The following is a 17690-nucleotide window of genomic DNA, read 5'->3' as shown; positions in this document are numbered from 1 at the left end:
ATCAGAAAGGCCCTCTCATGACCCTCGCCTCCATCATCGTCCCCGCTTTCAACGTCGAGGCCACCCTCGCCGAGACCCTGACCGCGCTGCTCGCCCAGACCCATCCCGACTTCGAGATCATCGTCGTCGATGACGGCTCCACCGACCGCACCCCGATGATCGCCCGCCGCTTTACCTGCGATGCCCGTGTGCGCATTGTCCGCCAAGCCAACCGCGGCCTCGCCGGGGCCCGCAACTCCGGCATCTCCGCCGCGCGCGGCGAGATCATCGGCTTCTGCGACGCCGACGACCTCTGGCACCCCGAAAAGCTGGCCCGCCACGCCGCCCACCTCGCCGCCAATCCGGAGGTCGGCATCAGCTATTCCGGCTCGGCCCTGATCGACGAGACCTCCCGCCCGCTCCGCACCACCCAGCGCCCGCGCCTCGAAGGCGTCGACGCCAGCACGATCTTCAAGCGCAACCCCATCGGCAACGGCTCCGCCCCGATCATCCGCCGCGCCGTCTTCAACGAGATCGGCTACAGCCCCCGGCAGGAGCCCTCCCGCACATGGTACTTCGACGAAACCTTCCGCCAGTCGGAAGATATCGAATGCTGGCTCCGAATCGCCCTCTCCACCTCCTGGCGTTTCGAGGGTATCGAGGGTCTGCTAACCCGCTATCGCGTCAACTCCGGCGGCCTCTCGGCCAATACCGAGCGCCAGCTGGCCGCCTGGGAGCGGATGGTAGACAAGCTCGCACCCCTCAACCCGGCTTTCTTCGAGGTGAACACCCGCGCCGCCCGCGCCTATCAGCTTCGCTATCTCGCCCGCCGGGCCATCTCCGACCGGGACGGCGCGCGCGCCCACAGGCTGATCCGCGCCGCGCTCTCCAACTCCCGGCTGCCGCTGCTCGAAGAGCCGGGCAAGACCCTCACCACCCTCGCGGCTGCCCTCGTATTTCGCCTGATCGGCTCCGGCAAAAAGCCCGCCACGCTCAGCGCCGAGCTCGCCCGATGAGCCGCCCCCGGATTCTCCACCTCGTCGATGACGCTACCGCCGGCGGCGTCATGCGCGTGCTCGACTACCTGGTCACCTCGCCCGAATTGGCGGAACAGGCCGATCACAGGCTGCGCCACGTGCCCCGTGGCAGCCTGCGCCTGGGCCACCTCGAGGCGGATATGATCGTCTCCCACCTTGCGGTGAGCTGGCGCACCCTGCCGATGCTGGCGCTGCTCCGGCTGCTGAACCCCCGCACCCGGCTCATCCATGTCGAGCACAGCTACACCGAGGGTTTTATGGCCCAATGCGTCCGCCGCAAGGGCCGCTTTGCCCTCCTCCTCCGCACCGCCTACCGCCTGTTCGACCGGGTGGTCGCTGTGAGCAAGGCGCAAGGCGCATGGCTCACCCGCAGCGGCGCCGTCACCCCTGCCCGCCTCTCCGTCATCCCCTCCTGCGTCGATCTCTCCGCCTTCCGCGATCTGCCCGCACGCACCGGCCCCATCCGCACATTCGGCGCCATCGGGCGGCTCGACCGGCAGAAGGGGTTTGACACTCTGATCACCGCGTTTCGTTCGGTCAGCCGCGCCGACCTCTCCCTGCACATCTACGGTGAAGGCCCGGAGGCGGCCCGGTTGCGCGCCCTTGCTGGCGATGACGCGCGGATCGTCTTCAAAGGGCTGGCGACCGACCCGCGCGAAGCCTTCGCCTCCGTCGATGCCGTCGCAATGCCCTCCCGCTGGGAGGCATACGGTCTCGTCGCCATCGAAGCCCGCGCCGCAAATCGCGCCCTCTTGGTGCAGGCGGTTGACGGCCTGACCGATCACGCGCCCCTCGGCGTTCACACCGCACAGGATTGCACCGCCGCCGCATGGGCCGAATTGATCACATCGGTCGCATCTAGCGAAACAGCCCCTGCCCAGCCCGCACCGGGGCCTGTGCAACAGTTGGAGAAGCGCTTTCTGGACGCCTGGAAAGCTCTCGTCACCGACGCCCGGATCGGGGTGTCTGCCTAAGGCAAGCCGCGTCGATGCGATCCAGATCTGACGGCTGGAAAAAACTCAGAAGCGGTGCTGCGCGAAGAGGCCCTTAAATCGGGCTGAACCGAAGGCCACATCGCAGACGCGTCAGTAACGCGATGAAGTTGGTCTCATCGCCACGTCAGCAATGGCGAGTCTTCCATCCTCGCCGCCGCAATCGACCTGCCCAGTCCGCCCCTAGAAACTCGCCACGAGGTTCAGGAAGGCCCCACGCTCATCGTATTCGATGTCCGTCAGGTCGCTGGAAACGGAGCCAAAGTTGTAGCCCACCCCGAGCTTCACGTTTGGCCCGATCTGCCGGTAAACAGCCCCGAGCCCGCCGAACTCCGTGGTCCCGGTCTGCTCGAAGTGCATGGCCCGGACCTCCAGCAGCGCGTCCCAGTTATGGACGAAGTGATAGCGTAGGTTCGCCACCGCGAGGGTCGCGTTGTTCTGCTCCCAGTCGCTGTCGGCATCGGCCGCCGTCTCGCTGAAGCGCGCACCCACCTTCACCCCGAGGGTCCACTCGGTGTTGAGGTCATAGGAGGCCTCGGCAGAGAGCACATGCGTCCGCTGTAGCGCGCCCGGCTCATCATCGTTGTCGAGCTGCTCGCCGTAGGTGTCGAGCAGGTAGCGGTAGCGGAAGAGGACGTTCAGCTTCTCGTTGTCGACCGGTCGGAAGGCATAGCCAAGCTGCAGGTCCACGAGGTCGCCGCTCTCCACGATCACCCCCTCGCCCTCTGTGGTCGAGGCATCGAGGCTGAACACGAGCCGCCGCGCGTCGTCGATCTCATGCCGCGCGTCGGCCACGAAGAGCAGTGTCTCGCTGTCGCGTAGCGAGCCCGAGATAGAGCCGTCTTCCTTGCGATACTCCAGCCGCGCCGAGGCGGTGGTGCGCTCGTTCTGAAAGGCCACACCAAGGCTCAGGGCATGGCGCTCGAAGTCGCCGTTCACCGTGTCGCGGATCTGGCCATATTCGAAGGTGCCCGAGTAGGTCAGGTAATCGGTGTGCTTGTACTGCGCGCCATAGCTCGAGGTCAGCGCCCGGTGCTTGCCGAACATGTCGTAGGTGTTCTCGCCAAAGGCGGTCAGCCCGTCGCCCAGCTCCCGGGTGCCACCAAAGACGAATTGCCCGTTGTCGGTGCCATCAAGGTCCACCCCGGTCAGCTCGCGGTCCGGGTCCAGCTCGTAGCCGAAGTAGGTGGTCTCGTACTCGCCCTTCTCGTGGCGGAAGAGCAGCCGCCCGCCGCGCCCGAGGTCGCCGTCAGAGATCTCGCCTTCCAGCGTCCAGTTCCGGCCCAGCTCGAAGGTGCCGCCCACGCCGTAGCGGTCATTGCGGGAGAGGTCGCCAGAGCGCGAAAGGGTCTTCTGAACGTAGCCATAAACCTCGGTCTCCGGACCGGTGGCATAGGTCAGGCGCACCGCCGCATCTGTGCGGTTGCCATCGTCGCTGCTGTCACGCCGGTCGAGATGCTCAAGGCCCACGCCAAGGGTCACGCGCTGGCTAAGCGCATATTCCAGCTCAACCCCGCCCTCCTTGTCATGCTCGCCTGCGTCGTTCTCGTAGCTGTCGTAGTAGAACGCCAGATCGAGCCGATCGCTGGCCTTCATGTCGAGGCTCACGCCCCACAGCTCTTCATCGCTCGTGGTATCGTAATCGAGGGTCGAAAAGCCCGCCGTCCGACGCTCGAAGTAGGCCGCAAAGAACCCCTCGGCGCTGAGCCCGAGATCCTGCAGGTCCACCCGTGTGTCGAGCCGGAAGGCCTCGCCTTCACCGCCCGCGCTGTCGGAGGTGTCAAAGACCAGCCCGCCATCGGTAGAGAGGTTCGAGCTGAAGCCCGGCCCCTCGCTCATTGCGTAGTCGAGCGAAACGAAGGTGTTCTCGCTGTGCCGCCAGAGCAGGTCCACCCCGGCCGCGCGCTGGTCGCCATCGTCGGTGTCTTCGCTCATCACTGTCACGCCCACGCGAACCTTGTCGCTCACCCAGCCTTCGACGCGCCCGCCATAGGCAAAGGTGTCCACATCGGTGGAGGTGGGCGAATACTCGTAATTCACCACGAGGTTCACATCGTTGGAGCCACCCGGCTCGGTGATGACCAGCCCGTTGCCGCTGCCGTAAGACGAGAGCGGCGCGGCCAGCGTCACAACGCCCTGAATGTAGTTGATCTGGTAGTCCTGCCCGGCGATCAGCCTGCGCGTCTCCAGCACGCGCCCGGTGGAGGCATCGCGGATCTGGATGGTTACCGTCTCGGTGCCGATCCCGATATCCTGCCGCCGCAGGAAGTAAACCGAGCCGCCGGTGCCGCGCAGCACGTCCCGCTGGGCAATCCGCTCCGGCTGGGCCGCGTACACGTCGACGGTCGCGCGCGGTTCCCCGTGGCTGGTCGCCGCCGGGGTCTCATAGTGGCCATAAAAGCCGTAAAGCGTGCGCTCATTGCGCAGGTAGCCACCGTTCACATCGGCCTGAAAGTCGCCCCAGGTCAGGTAGCTGTTGTCGCGCTCAACCCGGAGGTAAAACTTGCCCGAAGTCGGCGTGTCATCCACCAGCGTACTGTCATCGCCATAGGTCGGATAGAGGTCATCCGGGTCCACCCGCAGCAGCACCGATCGAGGGTCGCGCTCGTCGAGATCGCGGAAGATATCGCCGATATCGCCCTCGCCGGTGTCGAGTTGCAGCGTCAATTCAGTGCCGCTGGCGTAGCGCCTGTTGAGATAGCCCGCAAAGCGCCCGATGGTGTAGGTCTCGCGCTCTTCGCCGGAGACCTCGTTGAAGCCCCATGTCACATCGCCGGTGGCCACGTAGAACTGCTCGGATCGCGGCACGGTGATATCGCGCACGATATCCACGTTCTGCCCGCCGCCCTGCACCGCCACCTGCACCGGGTAGCGGCCCGGCGGCAGGATGCGCTGCACCACGAAGGTGCCCGAGGCATCGGGGCGGATGGTCTCGCCCAGCGTCAGCACCCGCGCGCCCGGCGCCACGCTGCTGCCCGAGACGGTCACTGCCCCGCCATAAACCCGAAAGCCTTGCCGCGCGGTGGCGTCGGTGCCCTCTTCCACGCCATCCTCCCGCGCCCGGCTGTCTGCCGTGTGCAGGGCCAGCGGCGCGGTCTCGTTGAAGCGGCCCTTGGCGTCATAGACCCGCAGAACCGCATAGGCCTCATCGCCCGGCACTGTCACGCTGGCTGCGCCGTTCACCGCCACGGCCTGACGGCTCGCCAGCCGTGGCGCGCCGCGCGTTGTGGCGTCGTAAACGAGAATCTCGGCGCGCTGCACAAAGGCCGGGTAGTTCAGCGCCATCTGCAACTGCACCACCGGGCCCAGCGCATCGCCCACGATCTCGAGGTCGAGCCGAGGCGTGACGGTGAGCCCGTCATACTGAATGCGCAGGTCCGCCTCTGCCAGTTGGGCATCGGGCCGGGGCACCGTCCGCTGGATCACCGGATCGCCCGCCACCGTGGCCCCGTCGATGGAGATCGCAAAGCCCGAGCCGTCCTGCGCGTGCAGCGGCAGGGCCACGAGCGCGGTGGCGCCAAGGAGAAGGCTGCGAAGACCGAAGTTGCTCACTGTTCCAAACATCACTGAACCCTCGCAATCGTCGTTTCGATCTGGAGCTTGTAACTGCCGCGCCAGCGCTTGCGGATCAGCGCCTCCACCGCTCTCAGGCGGGCGCGGGCCAGATCGGGGCTTTCGCCCGCCCGGTAGTAGGTGACCCGCAGGACCGTGGGGGTCTTGCCGATCTGCTTCACCAGCCCGTCCACGCCCTGCGCCAGTGCCGCCGATGGCCGGTTGGTGCCGCGCTCGAAGGCTTTGGCCGTCAGGTCGACCTCAACCAGCTTGCCCAGCTTCGCCCCGAAGTTCAGCTCGGTCATGATGCCCGCCGTCAGGCGCATCACCCGCGGGTTCTCGGTGGTCACCCGGTAGCCGGTCGGCAGCGAGCGCTCATCGAGCTTGAGGGTGAAGTTGGAGCCGATCTTGGCTGGCAGCAGCGCACAGGGCACGTGGTAGCGGCCAAACTCGTCGGTGGTGATGATATCGCCGCGCACCGTGACAAGGCGCACACCCGGAATGCCCGGCTCACCCTTCTGCTGCTGTTCGACAACCTCGGGCGCGATCTGGAACTTGCCCTTGGTGTAAAACTCCTGATTGCTCACCGCCGCAGACCGGCCCGGAGGCGGGTCCTGATAGCCGTTGCCGTTGCGGTCATCAAAGACCTTGCCGATCACATCGCCGCAATCGAACACCGGCTCGGGCGCCACATCAATCGTGGCCTCGGCAGTGTTGGAAACCTGTACGCCGCGGTCATCCAAGGCGAAGGCGAGGTTGGTGAACTCCCCTGCCCCTTCGAGCAGCAGCGCCGAAAGGCGCAGCGTCACCGTTTCACCGGGAGCGAGGTCGATATCGTCCCAGCGCAGGGTGCGGCCACTGACCACCGGCGCAGGCGTCTCCGCCCCGTTGAAGGTGGCGCTGTCTGTCACGTAGCGCATGCCGCCGGGCAGCTGGTCCACCAGCGTCAGCCCGCTCTCACCGGTAGTGTTGTTGTTGGTGAAGGTCACCTCGTAGCGCACGATCGAGCCCGCGCGGAACGGCCCGGCAGAAAGCACCGATTTCTCGGCCAGCAGGTCCGGCTCCTCTTCCAGCCCCGGGATGCCCGCCGCCGCCGTCACCGGCACCGTCACACGATCGGTCGTGACCTCGGCCACGTTGTCCTGAGCCGGGCTGCCATCCGCGATGTCGAACTCCACGGTAAAGGTCACCGTCCCGGTCTGACCGGGCAGCAGCACCGCGCCGGGGGCCAGCGTGGCTGTGTCGCCCGCGCCATCGAACCCGGTGTTGGGGCTGGCTGTCTCGAAGCCGGACACGACAGGCACCGTCACGCTCGAAAGTTCGGCAGGCACGACCCATGCAGCAAGATCATCCGAAACCTGCACGTTCTCCTGCGTCACGTTGCCCGCGTTTTCGACCGTGATGGTGAAGCTCACGCGGAACAAGCTGCCCGCCACCCGCTCAGGCGTGGAGGCCGTCTTTTCAACGTTCAGCGTATTGTCGGGCGCCACGATCACCTGCGTCGGATCGTTCAACGCATTCCCGTCACCATCATCGCCATCGTCCGATACATCCGATATCGTCAGGCCGCCGGGGTTGGTGCCCGTCGCGGTGGCCGTGTTCTCGATGCCGCCTGCGTCCACATCCTCCTGCGTCAGCGTGTAGACCACCTGCCAGCTCGTGCTTTCATCCGGCCCGATATTGCCGCCCGCATCCAGCGCGGGGCTGATGCTGTCGGGGGTGAGCACGGTGCCGTCGAGGTTGGTCAGCGTGTCTTCCAGCGTCACGCCCGAGAGGGTCACGTTGCCGATGTTTGTCGCCACGATCTCGAAGGTCACGCTGTCGCCCGCCGCCGTTGGCGCACCGGCGATGACCGTCTTCACCGTCTCGATGCCCGGCGCGGCCTGAATCACCAGCTCTGTCGGGTCCACGGCCGGGTTGCCATCGCCCGGATCATCGTCGCGCGAGACATCGCTCACAGGGTCGCCCTGCGGCCCCTCGGCATCGACCGTCGCGAGGTTCGAGATGCCGCCAGCGTCCACATCTTCTTGCGTCAGCGAATAGCTGACCTCCCACTGCCAGCTTTCACCGGGCTCAATGGTCTGGGCGGTGGCATTCGGCCCCACCCGCACCGGCGCCGAAACCCCAGCGCTGATGTCGGTGCCGTCACGCCGCGTCAGCACGTCGCTCGGCAGGGCATTGAGGATGCTCACATTGCCCCGGTTGAAGGCTTCAATGAGGAAGATCACCTCGTCGCCTGCCACGGCCCCCGTCTGCGAGATGGATTTGACCACGTCGAGCACCGGCTCGGCGATGATCTCCACCAGCGTCGGGTTTGCGTCCCCGTTGCCGTCCACCCCGTCATCCGAAACACCGGTGACTGGTGTGCCGTTCGGGTCGGTCGCCGTGACCGTCGCGGTGTTGGAGACCCCGCCCGCGTTCACATCGGTCTGGGTGATCTCATAGGTCGCCGTATAGACCCAGATCTCGCCCACATCGAGCAGATCGTCGGTGTCGGCATCGCCCGAGGCATAAACGAATGGCGTGGTCAGGAAGGTCGGTCGCCCGGTCGCAATCCGCTCCATCTCGTCACTGATGCCCGAGACATCGAGCGTCACGTTGCCGGTGTTCTCCACCGCCAGTTCGTAGGTCACGACCGAGCCCACCGTGGTGGCGGGCACGATGGCCGTTTTGATCACGTCAATCGACGGGGCCGCATCGGGGCCCGGCGTGGTGATCTCATCATCGGCTTCCGAAGTCTGGCCCGTGGTCGTGGTGCCCGTGGCCGAGGCGCTATTGGTGATCTCGCCTGCGTCCACGTCATCCTGCGTGACGGTGTAGGGCATGGTGCAGCTCGAGCTGTTGGTCTCGCCCACCGCGATGCTGGCCACGGTGCAGCTGAAGCCCGGCACCAGCGGGTCGGTCACCGTCACGTCTTCCAACGTGAAGGGTCCGTTGTTGGTGAGCGCGAAGCCGTAGGTGATAGAGCTGCCGACTCCGCCAAAGGGGTCGGGCGTGGCGGACTTCACCAGCACCAGCTCGCTCGGCACCGCGGGCGCGGTGGAAACAACCGGATCGCTGCTGTCCTCCACCCCGCCGCCCTGCGGTGTGATCGCCTCGACCGAGGCCACGTTCTCCACCTGCCCCGCGTCCATCTCCTCTTGGGTGATGGTCAGCGTGCCGGTGCAGCTCTCTGCCGCGCCGGGCGCGAGGGTTGCAAAGCTGCAGTCCAGATCGGCCAGCAGCGGGTCGGTCACCTCGATGCTAGTGAGGGTCTGGTTGCCGGTGTTGGTGACCGTGAAGGTATAGGTCAGCACGTCGCCCGGCTGGGTATAGGTGGCGCTGTCGACCTCCTTCAGGATCTCGATCTGCGGATCGGTCGCCGCCTCGGTCAGCTCGGTTTCGGGCGGGCTGGTCACGATGGTCGGGATCGAGCCGTATTCGGTTTGCGCGTAGGCCGAGTTCAACACCTCGCCCGCGTCGAGATCCTCCTGCGTGACGGTATAGACCGCCGAACACTCGGCCACTTCGTTCGCGATCAGGTCGGGGTTGGTGGCCGGGTCGGGGATGAAACAGGCAATCGGATCGGGGAAGTGGTCGTCATACACATCCACCTGTCTGGCAAAGGCCACGGTGCCGGTGTTGGTCACGGTGAAGTTGTAGGTGATCAGGTCACCCACCTCGGCAAACTGGTCGCCCGCGCGCGGGGCGCCGCCCGCATCGGTGACGGAGCCGAGGTCTTTCACGATGGTCAGCGCCGGTGTGCCGTCGAGCGGAATGGTCTCCGAAACCTGTGGCGAGTCCGTGCCGCCGCTGCTCGCGGTGGCAAGGTTGGTGGTGCTGGCCAGTTCCACATCTTCCGAGGTGATCGTGTAGGTGCCGGTGCACTCCAGTGTCGCGCCGGGGGCAAGCCCGCCTGCGGGCAGCGCCGGACAGGTCACATCGGGGATCAGGTTGTCAGAGATGGCGACCGGTTCGGTCAGCGTCACGTTGCCGGTGTTCTCCACCGTGTAGGTGTAGCTCACCTCGCGCCCGGTAACGAACTCCTCCGAGGGCAGCTCCTCGGCCACCTTGTCGACCGTCACAGCAGGCAACTGCTGGGCCGGAACCGTCTCGTCATCGGTCACCGGATCGGCATCGCCCGCACTGGCGGTGGCACTGTTGAGCACCTCGCCCGCGTCAATGTCATCCTGCGTGACGGTATAGCTTCCGGTACAGACAACCACCGCACCCGGTGCATAGGGCGGCAGCGGGCAGGAGATTGTGCCACCCGCATCGGTGATGAGCGGGTCGTCGATCACGATCTGATCGGTCAGCGTGATGTTGCCGGTGTTCTCGACGGTGAACTCGTAGTCCAACACATCGCCCACAGCATCAAAGGTCGGCCCGCCCGCGGCGAGCGCCTTGCTCATGTCGATGGCAGGGGCCGGGGTGATCTCATTCACCGCAGGCGTGTCTGTCGGGTCGTCCACCCCTGCCCCGCCCGGCGAGGTCGCCGAGCCGGTGGCCACGTTCTGCACGCCGCCCGCGTCGATGTCGTCCTGCGTCAGCACGTAGGTCGCGGTGTAGCTCGCCACCTCGCCCACCTGAAGTGTGCCCGGGCCGGAGCCCAGCGTGGCACCTGCAAAGGTCGGACCGGAGGCCAGCGTCAGCGGGGTGCTGTCGAGCCGAGTAAGGCCATCATCCGTCACCGCAACATCGGTGAGGGTCACGTTCCCGGTGTTCTCCACGGTGATGGTAAAGGTCACCACCTCGCCCACTTCCTCGGCCGGGATCGCCACCACTTTCAACGTTTCCACCGCAGGCGTTTCGGGGATGGCAAAGGGCGTGGGGCTGCTGCCGTTGCCGGCGCCGTTGTCGGACACATCGCTCACCGGGTCGCCATCCGGCGCGGTGCCGGTGGCGGTGGCCGAGTTCACCAGCCCGCCCGCGTCGATATCCGCTTGGGTCAGCACATGGCTCACCTCGTAGGTCCAGACCTCGCCGGGAGACAGCTCTGCACCGTCGCCCGCTGCAAGCACCGGCGTCGGCGCGGGGGTGATATCGGTCGCATCCTGCCGCCGCAGCGTGTCGTCCAGCGTCAGGCCGGTCAGGGTCACGTTGCCTGTATTCTCTACCGTGATCTCGAAGGTCACGGTGCTGCCGAGCGTGGTGCCGGGCGTGCCCTGCACCTGCTTGATCACTTCCAACTCCGGCACGTCTGGCGCAACGGTGACCACCTCGTCATCGCTGGCCGTGGGCGTGCTGCCATCGGGGCTGACGGCGGTGAGGCTGACGGTGTTGGTCAGGTCGTTGCCCGCGTCGATATCGGCCTGCGTCACCTCGTAGGTCGATGTCAGGGTCACCGGCACACCAGGCTCCAGCGTGGCGATCACACCCCCGCTTTCGATGGCGAGCGCGGCGGTGCCGCTGGCGCTGGTGTGGGCATCGGTCAGGGTCACGTCCGTCAGGCGAACGTTGCCGGTGTTGGTGACCGTGTAGCTGTAGGTCACCACCTGCCCCACGACCACCTCGGTCGCGTCATCGGCCACCTTCTCGATGGTAACGGCAGGGCTCTGCACCGCAGGCACCGTCTCGGTCGCGCCCGCATTGCCGGGGTTTGCCGGGTCAAACGGCGCCTCTGGCGAAGAGACTGAGGCCACGTTGGTGATATCACCTGCGTCGAGGTCATCCTGCGTGACCGTATCGGTGCCGGTGCACTCGATGAACTCGCCCGGAAGCAGGCCGCCCACGGGCATGGGCTCACAGGTGACCGTCGCGATCCGGTCGTCGGTGACGGCCGGCGCATCGGTCAGCGTCACGTTGCCGGTGTTCGCAACGGTGTAGGTGTAGGTGATCACCTCGCCCACGGCGCTGAAACTGGCGAGATCGGCCACCTTGTTCAGCGCAAACTCAGGCTCCTGCTCGGGGCCGTCGCCGGTGAGCGTGTCTTCCCCGGTCACCGGGTCGCTGTCCGGCGTGGCGGGCTGCGCCTCGGCGCTGGCGGTGTTGTCGATGAAACCGCGGTCGATGTCGGCCTGCACCACCGTGTAGGTGAACTCGCAGGTCGCATCCTCCTCGCCGGGCGCCAGCGGGCCGACGGTGCAGGTGCCGGGCACGAGGCTGTCGGTCACGTCGATGGTGTCGAGCGTGATGTTGCCGGCGTTCTGCACCGTGATGAGGTAAACAACCCCCTGCCCCACGGCAGAGAAGGCGGCATCCGGCTCTGTGTCGCGCAGGTCCTTGATCACCGTCACCTCGGGGTCAAAGGCCTCCAGCGGGTGCGTGGTGGTGGCGCTGTCCGTCACCGGGGTGCCTTCCGGGTTGGTGGCGGTGACATCGGCGGTGTTTTCCAGCTCCTGCGCGTCGATATCCTCCTGCGTCACCGTATAGATGCCTTCGCAGACGAGCGATTGTCCCACCTCCAGCGTCACCGGCGCCGGGGCAGGCGCGGCATCGACCGTGCAGGTCAGCGCTGGAATCCGGGCATCGGTGATCTCGACACCCGAGAGCGTCTGGTTGCCGGTGTTCTCGGTGGTGATCTGATAGGTCAGCACATCGCCCGCAGCCGCCGGGTTCGGGCCTGCAATCACGGCCTTGTCGGTGGTCAGGGCGGGCAGCTGCTCGCCGGTGACGGTCACGCTGTCGGCGGGCGAGAGCACCTGAGTCTGGTTGCCCGGCGGGCCATAAGTGGCCTCTGCCACGGCGGAGTTGGTCACTTCGCCCGCGTCCAGGTCTTCCTGAGTAATGAAGTAGGTCGCTGTGCAGGTGGTGGTCTCGTCCGGGTCCAGCACGCCAAGATCGGTGGCCGCGCAGCTGATGGTGGCGGCAAACTTGTCATCCTCCACCGTGATCGGCTCGGGAATGGCCGGACGGATCAGGCCGTTGCCCTCCGAAGAGTTGGTGACGGTATAGGTATACTCGATCGGGTCGTTCAGCGCCGAGAAGGTCGTCTGAAGCGCGGTCTTTTCGATGGTCAGCGCCGGGTCCACATCCTCCGGGGTCGTCACCGAAGAGGGGTTGGAGGTGGTGCCATCGCTGCTGGCAGTCGCGGTGTTGGTAACCGAGCCAAGCTCCACATCATTGACAGTCACCGTGTAGGTGCCGGTGTAAACCAACACTTCGCCGGGCAGCAGGCCGCCCGCCGGGAAGGTCGCCGGGGTCGTGAGGCTGATATCGGCGGGATTGGTGATCACGTTGTCCGACACCACCGGCTCGGTGGTGATGGTCGTGTTTCCGGTGTTCTCGACCCGGTATTCGTAGGTGATCACCTCGTTGACGGTGAAGGTGTTGTTCGTGATCGAAACGAAGGTCTTCTCCATCAGCAGTTCGGGCTGCTGCACGGCCAGCGCAGTCACGCTGTCGCTGCCCGCAGGCACCGGCACGCCGCCGAAGGTGGCTACCGGGCTGGCGGTGTTGGTGATCTGGCCCGCGTCGATGGCAGGCTGATCCGCCGTCCAAGTGTGGGTGCAGGTCACGCTGGCACCGGGCGCGAGCGGCCCGGCGGCACAGGCGAGGCCCGTTCCGATCTGGTCGTCATCCACGGTGATCGGGCCGGGGATGGTGACGTTACCACTGTTGGTGACGATGAAGTCGTAGCTCACCTCGTCGCCCACATCGCGGAAGGTGCTGGGCGTGCTCGGCGTGATCCGCTTGTCGATCGAAAGCTCGGGGCCCTGATCGGCAAGCACGGTCGCGCTTTCCTGCGCCGACGTCACCGAAACACTGCCACCGGGCGTGACCGACTGGGTCACATTGGCGGTGGCGAGGTTGGTCACCTGCCCCGCATCCAGATCGGCCTGCGTCACCGCATAGGTGGCGGTACAGGTCAGCGTGTTGCCGGGCGCGCTCACGGTCACACCCGAGGCAGGGGTGACCGGGCAGCTCACAGTCGTCTTGTCATCGGCCACGCTGAACGGGCCGGTGAGGGTCACGTTGCCCTCATTGGTGATCACGTAGTCATAGGTGATCAGGTCGCCCACATCGATAAAGTTCGCGCCCGAGGTCGGCGTCTTCACCATCGAGATCGCGGGGGCCTGCGAGGGGCCGGAGAGGGTCACGCTGTCAGTCGCGGTCAGCGTGCCATCGGTCACCGTCACGGTGTTGATCAGCGAACCACGGTCAATGTCGCCCTGAGTGATCGTGTAGGTCACCTCCAACGGGTCGCCGTTCAGACACTGGGTCACGCTGGTGCCCGGCGCGATGTCGGGCAGCACGCAGCCCGGCTCGCCGGCAACGAGGCTGTCTTCGATGGTCAGCCCCGAGAGAGTCACATTGCCATCGTTGAACACTTCGAAGGTGAAGAGCTCGGTGGATGGCAGGTTGTCGTAGCTTCCGTCGCCGTCATCCTCGGTCTTCACCACGCTGAAGGCCGGGGCGGCATCTTCGAGGTCCACCACCTCGTCATCACTGGCAACGGGGTCGGTCACACCAGCCGGTGCGGTCGCCGAGCCGTTGACCGTGTTGGTCAGGTCATTGCCGGCGTCGATATCGTCCTGCGTGACGGTGTAGCTCGTGGTCAGCGTCACGCTGTCACCCGGCTCCAGCAGGGCGATGACGTTGGAAGGCGCAAAGGTCAGCGTGGTGGTGCCCGAGGCGCTGGTGTGAGTGTCGGTCAGCGTCACATCTTCAAGCGTGACGTTACCGGTGTTGGTGACCACGTGGCTGTAGGTCACCACCGTGCCCTCGGCCACCTCGGTGTCATCGCTGGCGGTTTTTTCGATGGTGAAGGCCGCGTTGCGTGCGGGGCCGGTGATGGTGGAGGTGCTGGGCACCGGCGCTTCGCCCGGAATTGTCGCGGTGGCGGTGTTCTCCACCGAGCCCCGGTCGATGTCGGCCTGCGTGATCGTGTAGGTGGTCGAGCAGGTGGTGTCGTCGGTCGCGGTCACGGCGAGGGTGGCGATGGTGCAGCTGTAGCCCAGCAGCGGGTCGTCCACGACAATGTCGCTGAGGGTCACGGTGCCGGTGTTGGTCACGGCAAAGCTGTAGGTCACCACATCGCCCACAGCCGCGAAGGGGTCGAGGTTGGCCGTCTTGTCCAGCGACAGGGCTCGCACCTGCGCCGCCGGATCGGCGGTGACCGTCTCGCTCGCCGTAGCGCTCAGGCTCTCACCCGTGGGGGCAAGGCCGGTGGCGCTGGCGGTGTTGTCGATCTGGCCGCTGTCGAGATCGGCCTGCGTCACCACGTAGTCGCCCTGGCAGGAGACCACGCCATTGGGCGGAATATCGGTAAAGCTGCACACGAGGCCCGGAATCTTGGGGTCGGTCACGCTCGCCGAAGAGATCGTCTGCGCCGTCTCGTTGGTGATCTCGAAGGTGTAAGTCACCGTGCTGCCCACCGCGCCAAAGCTGGCAGGGCCGGTCTTGGTGAGGCTCATCTCGGGGGTGATGTCGGCCTCGACCGTGGCGGTGGAGCTGGGCGAGGTCAGGCGGCCTGCGGGGGTGTCGATGCTGGCGGTCGCGGTGTTCACCACCTCGCCCGCATCCACCTCGGCCTGTGTGATCGGGCTGTAGGTGCCGGTACAGGTGATCGCCTCACCCGGCGCAAGCTGCACAGGCACGGCCGGGCAGGTGATCGCGGGGATCTTGGGATCGTCGATCGAGAAATTCTGCAGCGCGAGCACGAAAAGCGTCTCACCCGTGTTCGTCACCTCGAAGTCGTAAGTGATGCTGTCGGTCGTCTCGTCGAAGGTGGAGCCGGGCTGCGGTGTCTTCACCAACGTGATGCCGGGCGTGCCGTCCTGCGGCACGGTCGCCGTGTCGGAGTTGGAGGTCGTCGTGCCATCGCTCGCCGTCGCGGTGTTGGTCACCGAGCCAGCGGTAAAGTCGGCCGGCGTGACGGTATAGGTCGCCTGACAGGTCCGCGACGCGCCGGGCGCGAGCGGGGCGCTGCCGCAGTCGATCGGGCCGGGAAACTTGTCATCGGTCACTTCGATCGGGTCGGTGAAGGTCACGTTGCCCGAGTTGGTGATCTCGTAGGTATAGGTCACCGACAGGCCCGGAGCGTAATCCGCCGGGTCCACCGCCTCGGCGGTCTTGGCGAGGGTGATCTCAGGCTGCTGATCGGCGTTGATCGTCAGGCTCGTCTCGTCGCTCTCCACCGGCGCGCCCTGCTGGGTCGCGGCTTCGGCGGAGGCGGTGTTGGTCACCTCGCCTGCGTCGAGGTCTTCCTGCGTCACGAGGTATGGCGCATCCGAGGTGCAGGTGATTGACCCGCCGGGCGGGATGCTGGCGTCGGCACAGCTCGCGCTCACCTTGTCGTCGGTGATGGTGGGCGTCAGCAGGGTGACGTTGCCCGTGTTGGTCAGCACGTATTCGTAGTTCAGCCCCTCGTCGACCGCGTCGAAAGTGGTCGCATCGCCCGTAGGCTGCCGCTTCAAAATCTCGAGGCCGGTGGTCACCACGGCAGGCACGGTCACATCGGCCTGCCCGGTTTCGGTCACGCCGCCCACGGTGATGCTGGCCTCGGCGATGTTCTCCACCTCCTCGGCATCGAGGTCTTCCTGCTGGATCCGGTAATCTGCCGTGCAGGTGATCGACGCCCCCGGCGCCACCGGGCCGGCCGGGCAGGTCACCGCATCGCTGACCAGATCGTCGGTGATCGTCGGCGGAGCGGGCCACGTGACGTTGCCGGTGTTGGTGATCGCAATCTCGAACTGGATCAGGTCATCGACCGCATCGAAATTCGCCTGCAGCGCCGATTTGGCGATGGTCAGCGTCGGCGTCGCCGCAGGACCGTTGAGCGAAACGCTGTCGACCGGGCTGGTGACGATGGCCCCATTCGGGTCTCGACCCTCGGCCTCGGCTTCGTTGATCAGCTGGGTGCCGCTGTTGATGAAGGCGTCGATATCTGCCTGTGTCACCGTATATTGCGCGGTGCAGCTCTGCGTATTGTTCGGCGCCTGCGGCACAAGGCTGGCGATGGTGCAGATCGTGCCGGGGATCCGGTCATCGGTCACCGCGATGTTGCTGACCGTGGCATCGCCATCGTTGGTCACCACGTAGGTGTAAGTAATGACCTCCCCCACCGTGGAAAAGCTGCCAACGCTGGCCGACTTCTCGATATCGAGCGAGGGAGCAAGCGTCGCAGGGCCCGTGGCCGTCCACGTATCGGTCACCGCACCGAGCGAGCCGTACTCAGGGTCACCCTGCGCCCGCGCGATGTTCACCACTTCCTGCGCGTCATAGTCCTGCTGCGTGACTACATAGGTGCCGGTGCAAGTGGCCACCTCTTCGTTGCCGCCGCCGGTGGTCTGGTTGATCGTGGTGGTGTCACAGGTGACATTCGGGATCTTGTCGTCGGTCACCGTGAGGTTGTTGATGTTCACCGACCCGATGTTGGTCACCTCGTAGGTATAGGTGATCACCTCGCCCACGGCGGTGAACTCGGTCTTGTCCGCCGTCTTCTCGAACTCGTAGCCCGGCGCGATGGTCCGTAGCCCCTCGTCGCCAAGGCTGTTGCCGCGGGTGAAGTCCCAATAGTTGTCGTTGGGGTCGCGGTCGAACACCTGCGTGCTGGTCTGGCCGCTGGTCAGGATGTTGTTCAGCAGGGTCTGGTTGGTGGAGCTGAACCAGCCGGTGTTGAAGGTGTTGTTGCCGAAGCCGGTAGCAAAGCCAAAGCTCGTGGTGCCCGCGTTGTTGGTGATCTCGGTCGTCAGCCCAGACCAGCTGCCCACGTTGGTGCCGTTCAGGATGAGGCTGATGTCGTTCTGGTCAAAGCCGCCGGGCTGGGTATCGCCGTCATAGGCCGAAAAGCGGATGTAGACCTGCGCAATCGACCCACCGAAGTAGTTGGTGCAGGAGCGAATGCCGCAATCGAGCGGAATCGGGTTGTTGATCGTGAACGGGTTGCCCCGGAAGGCCGCTGGCTGGCCGTTGTTCTGGAACCCCACAAAGGCGCCATCCGGGTCGGAGAACTGGTAGTAGATGTTGCCGTTCACGCCGACCATGACAATGGCGACACCGCCCGCCTCGGGGTAAACCGAAGGCAAGGGAATGCCGGCACCCGGCACGGTCATCGTGAAAGTCGTGGCAAGCGCGCCCGAAACCGACCCCAAAACCACACCAGCTGCCACGCAGGCAGACTTCAACCAACCGAACGAGACCGGCAAGATACCCTCCCAGATTGCACACCCTATCCAGCAGACCAGACACTACCTGTCTCCGCCCCCCG

At 65.8% G+C, this 17690-nt stretch carries 4 protein-coding genes; 2 read left to right on the top strand and 2 right to left on the bottom strand.

All coding sequences use genetic code 11. From position 1 onward, the window contains the following. Positions 1–17: 17 nt before the first annotated feature. Positions 18–995 (top strand): glycosyltransferase family 2 protein, encoded by a 978-nt coding sequence (locus tag ACUXVX_RS07160; protein WP_446310989.1) that lies wholly within the window; start codon positions 18–20, stop codon positions 993–995. Next, positions 992–1990, top strand: a complete 999-nt coding sequence (locus ACUXVX_RS07155; protein ID WP_446310988.1) for a glycosyltransferase — start codon at positions 992–994, stop codon at positions 1988–1990. Before ACUXVX_RS07160 ends, ACUXVX_RS07155 begins: the two co-directional genes overlap by 4 nt. Positions 1991–2191: 201 nt before the next feature. Here ACUXVX_RS07155 and ACUXVX_RS07150 read toward each other — a convergent pair whose 3' ends face one another. Together ACUXVX_RS07150 and ACUXVX_RS07145 are read right to left on the bottom strand one after the other, a co-directional pair. Then, a complete protein-coding gene (locus tag ACUXVX_RS07150; protein ID WP_446310987.1) occupies positions 2192–5572 on the bottom strand; it encodes a hypothetical protein in 3381 nt (1126 codons plus the stop codon). Next, positions 5572–17535: a DUF7507 domain-containing protein gene (locus ACUXVX_RS07145; RefSeq protein ID WP_446310986.1), complete on the bottom strand. Its 11964-nt coding sequence runs from the start codon at positions 17533–17535 to the stop codon at positions 5572–5574. Before ACUXVX_RS07145 ends, ACUXVX_RS07150 begins: the two co-directional genes overlap by 1 nt. Positions 17536–17690: the final 155 nt, after the last annotated feature.

This window comes from Vannielia sp. SX4 (assembly GCF_052828525.1).
This window is presented reverse-complemented; position numbering and strand designations above follow the sequence as displayed.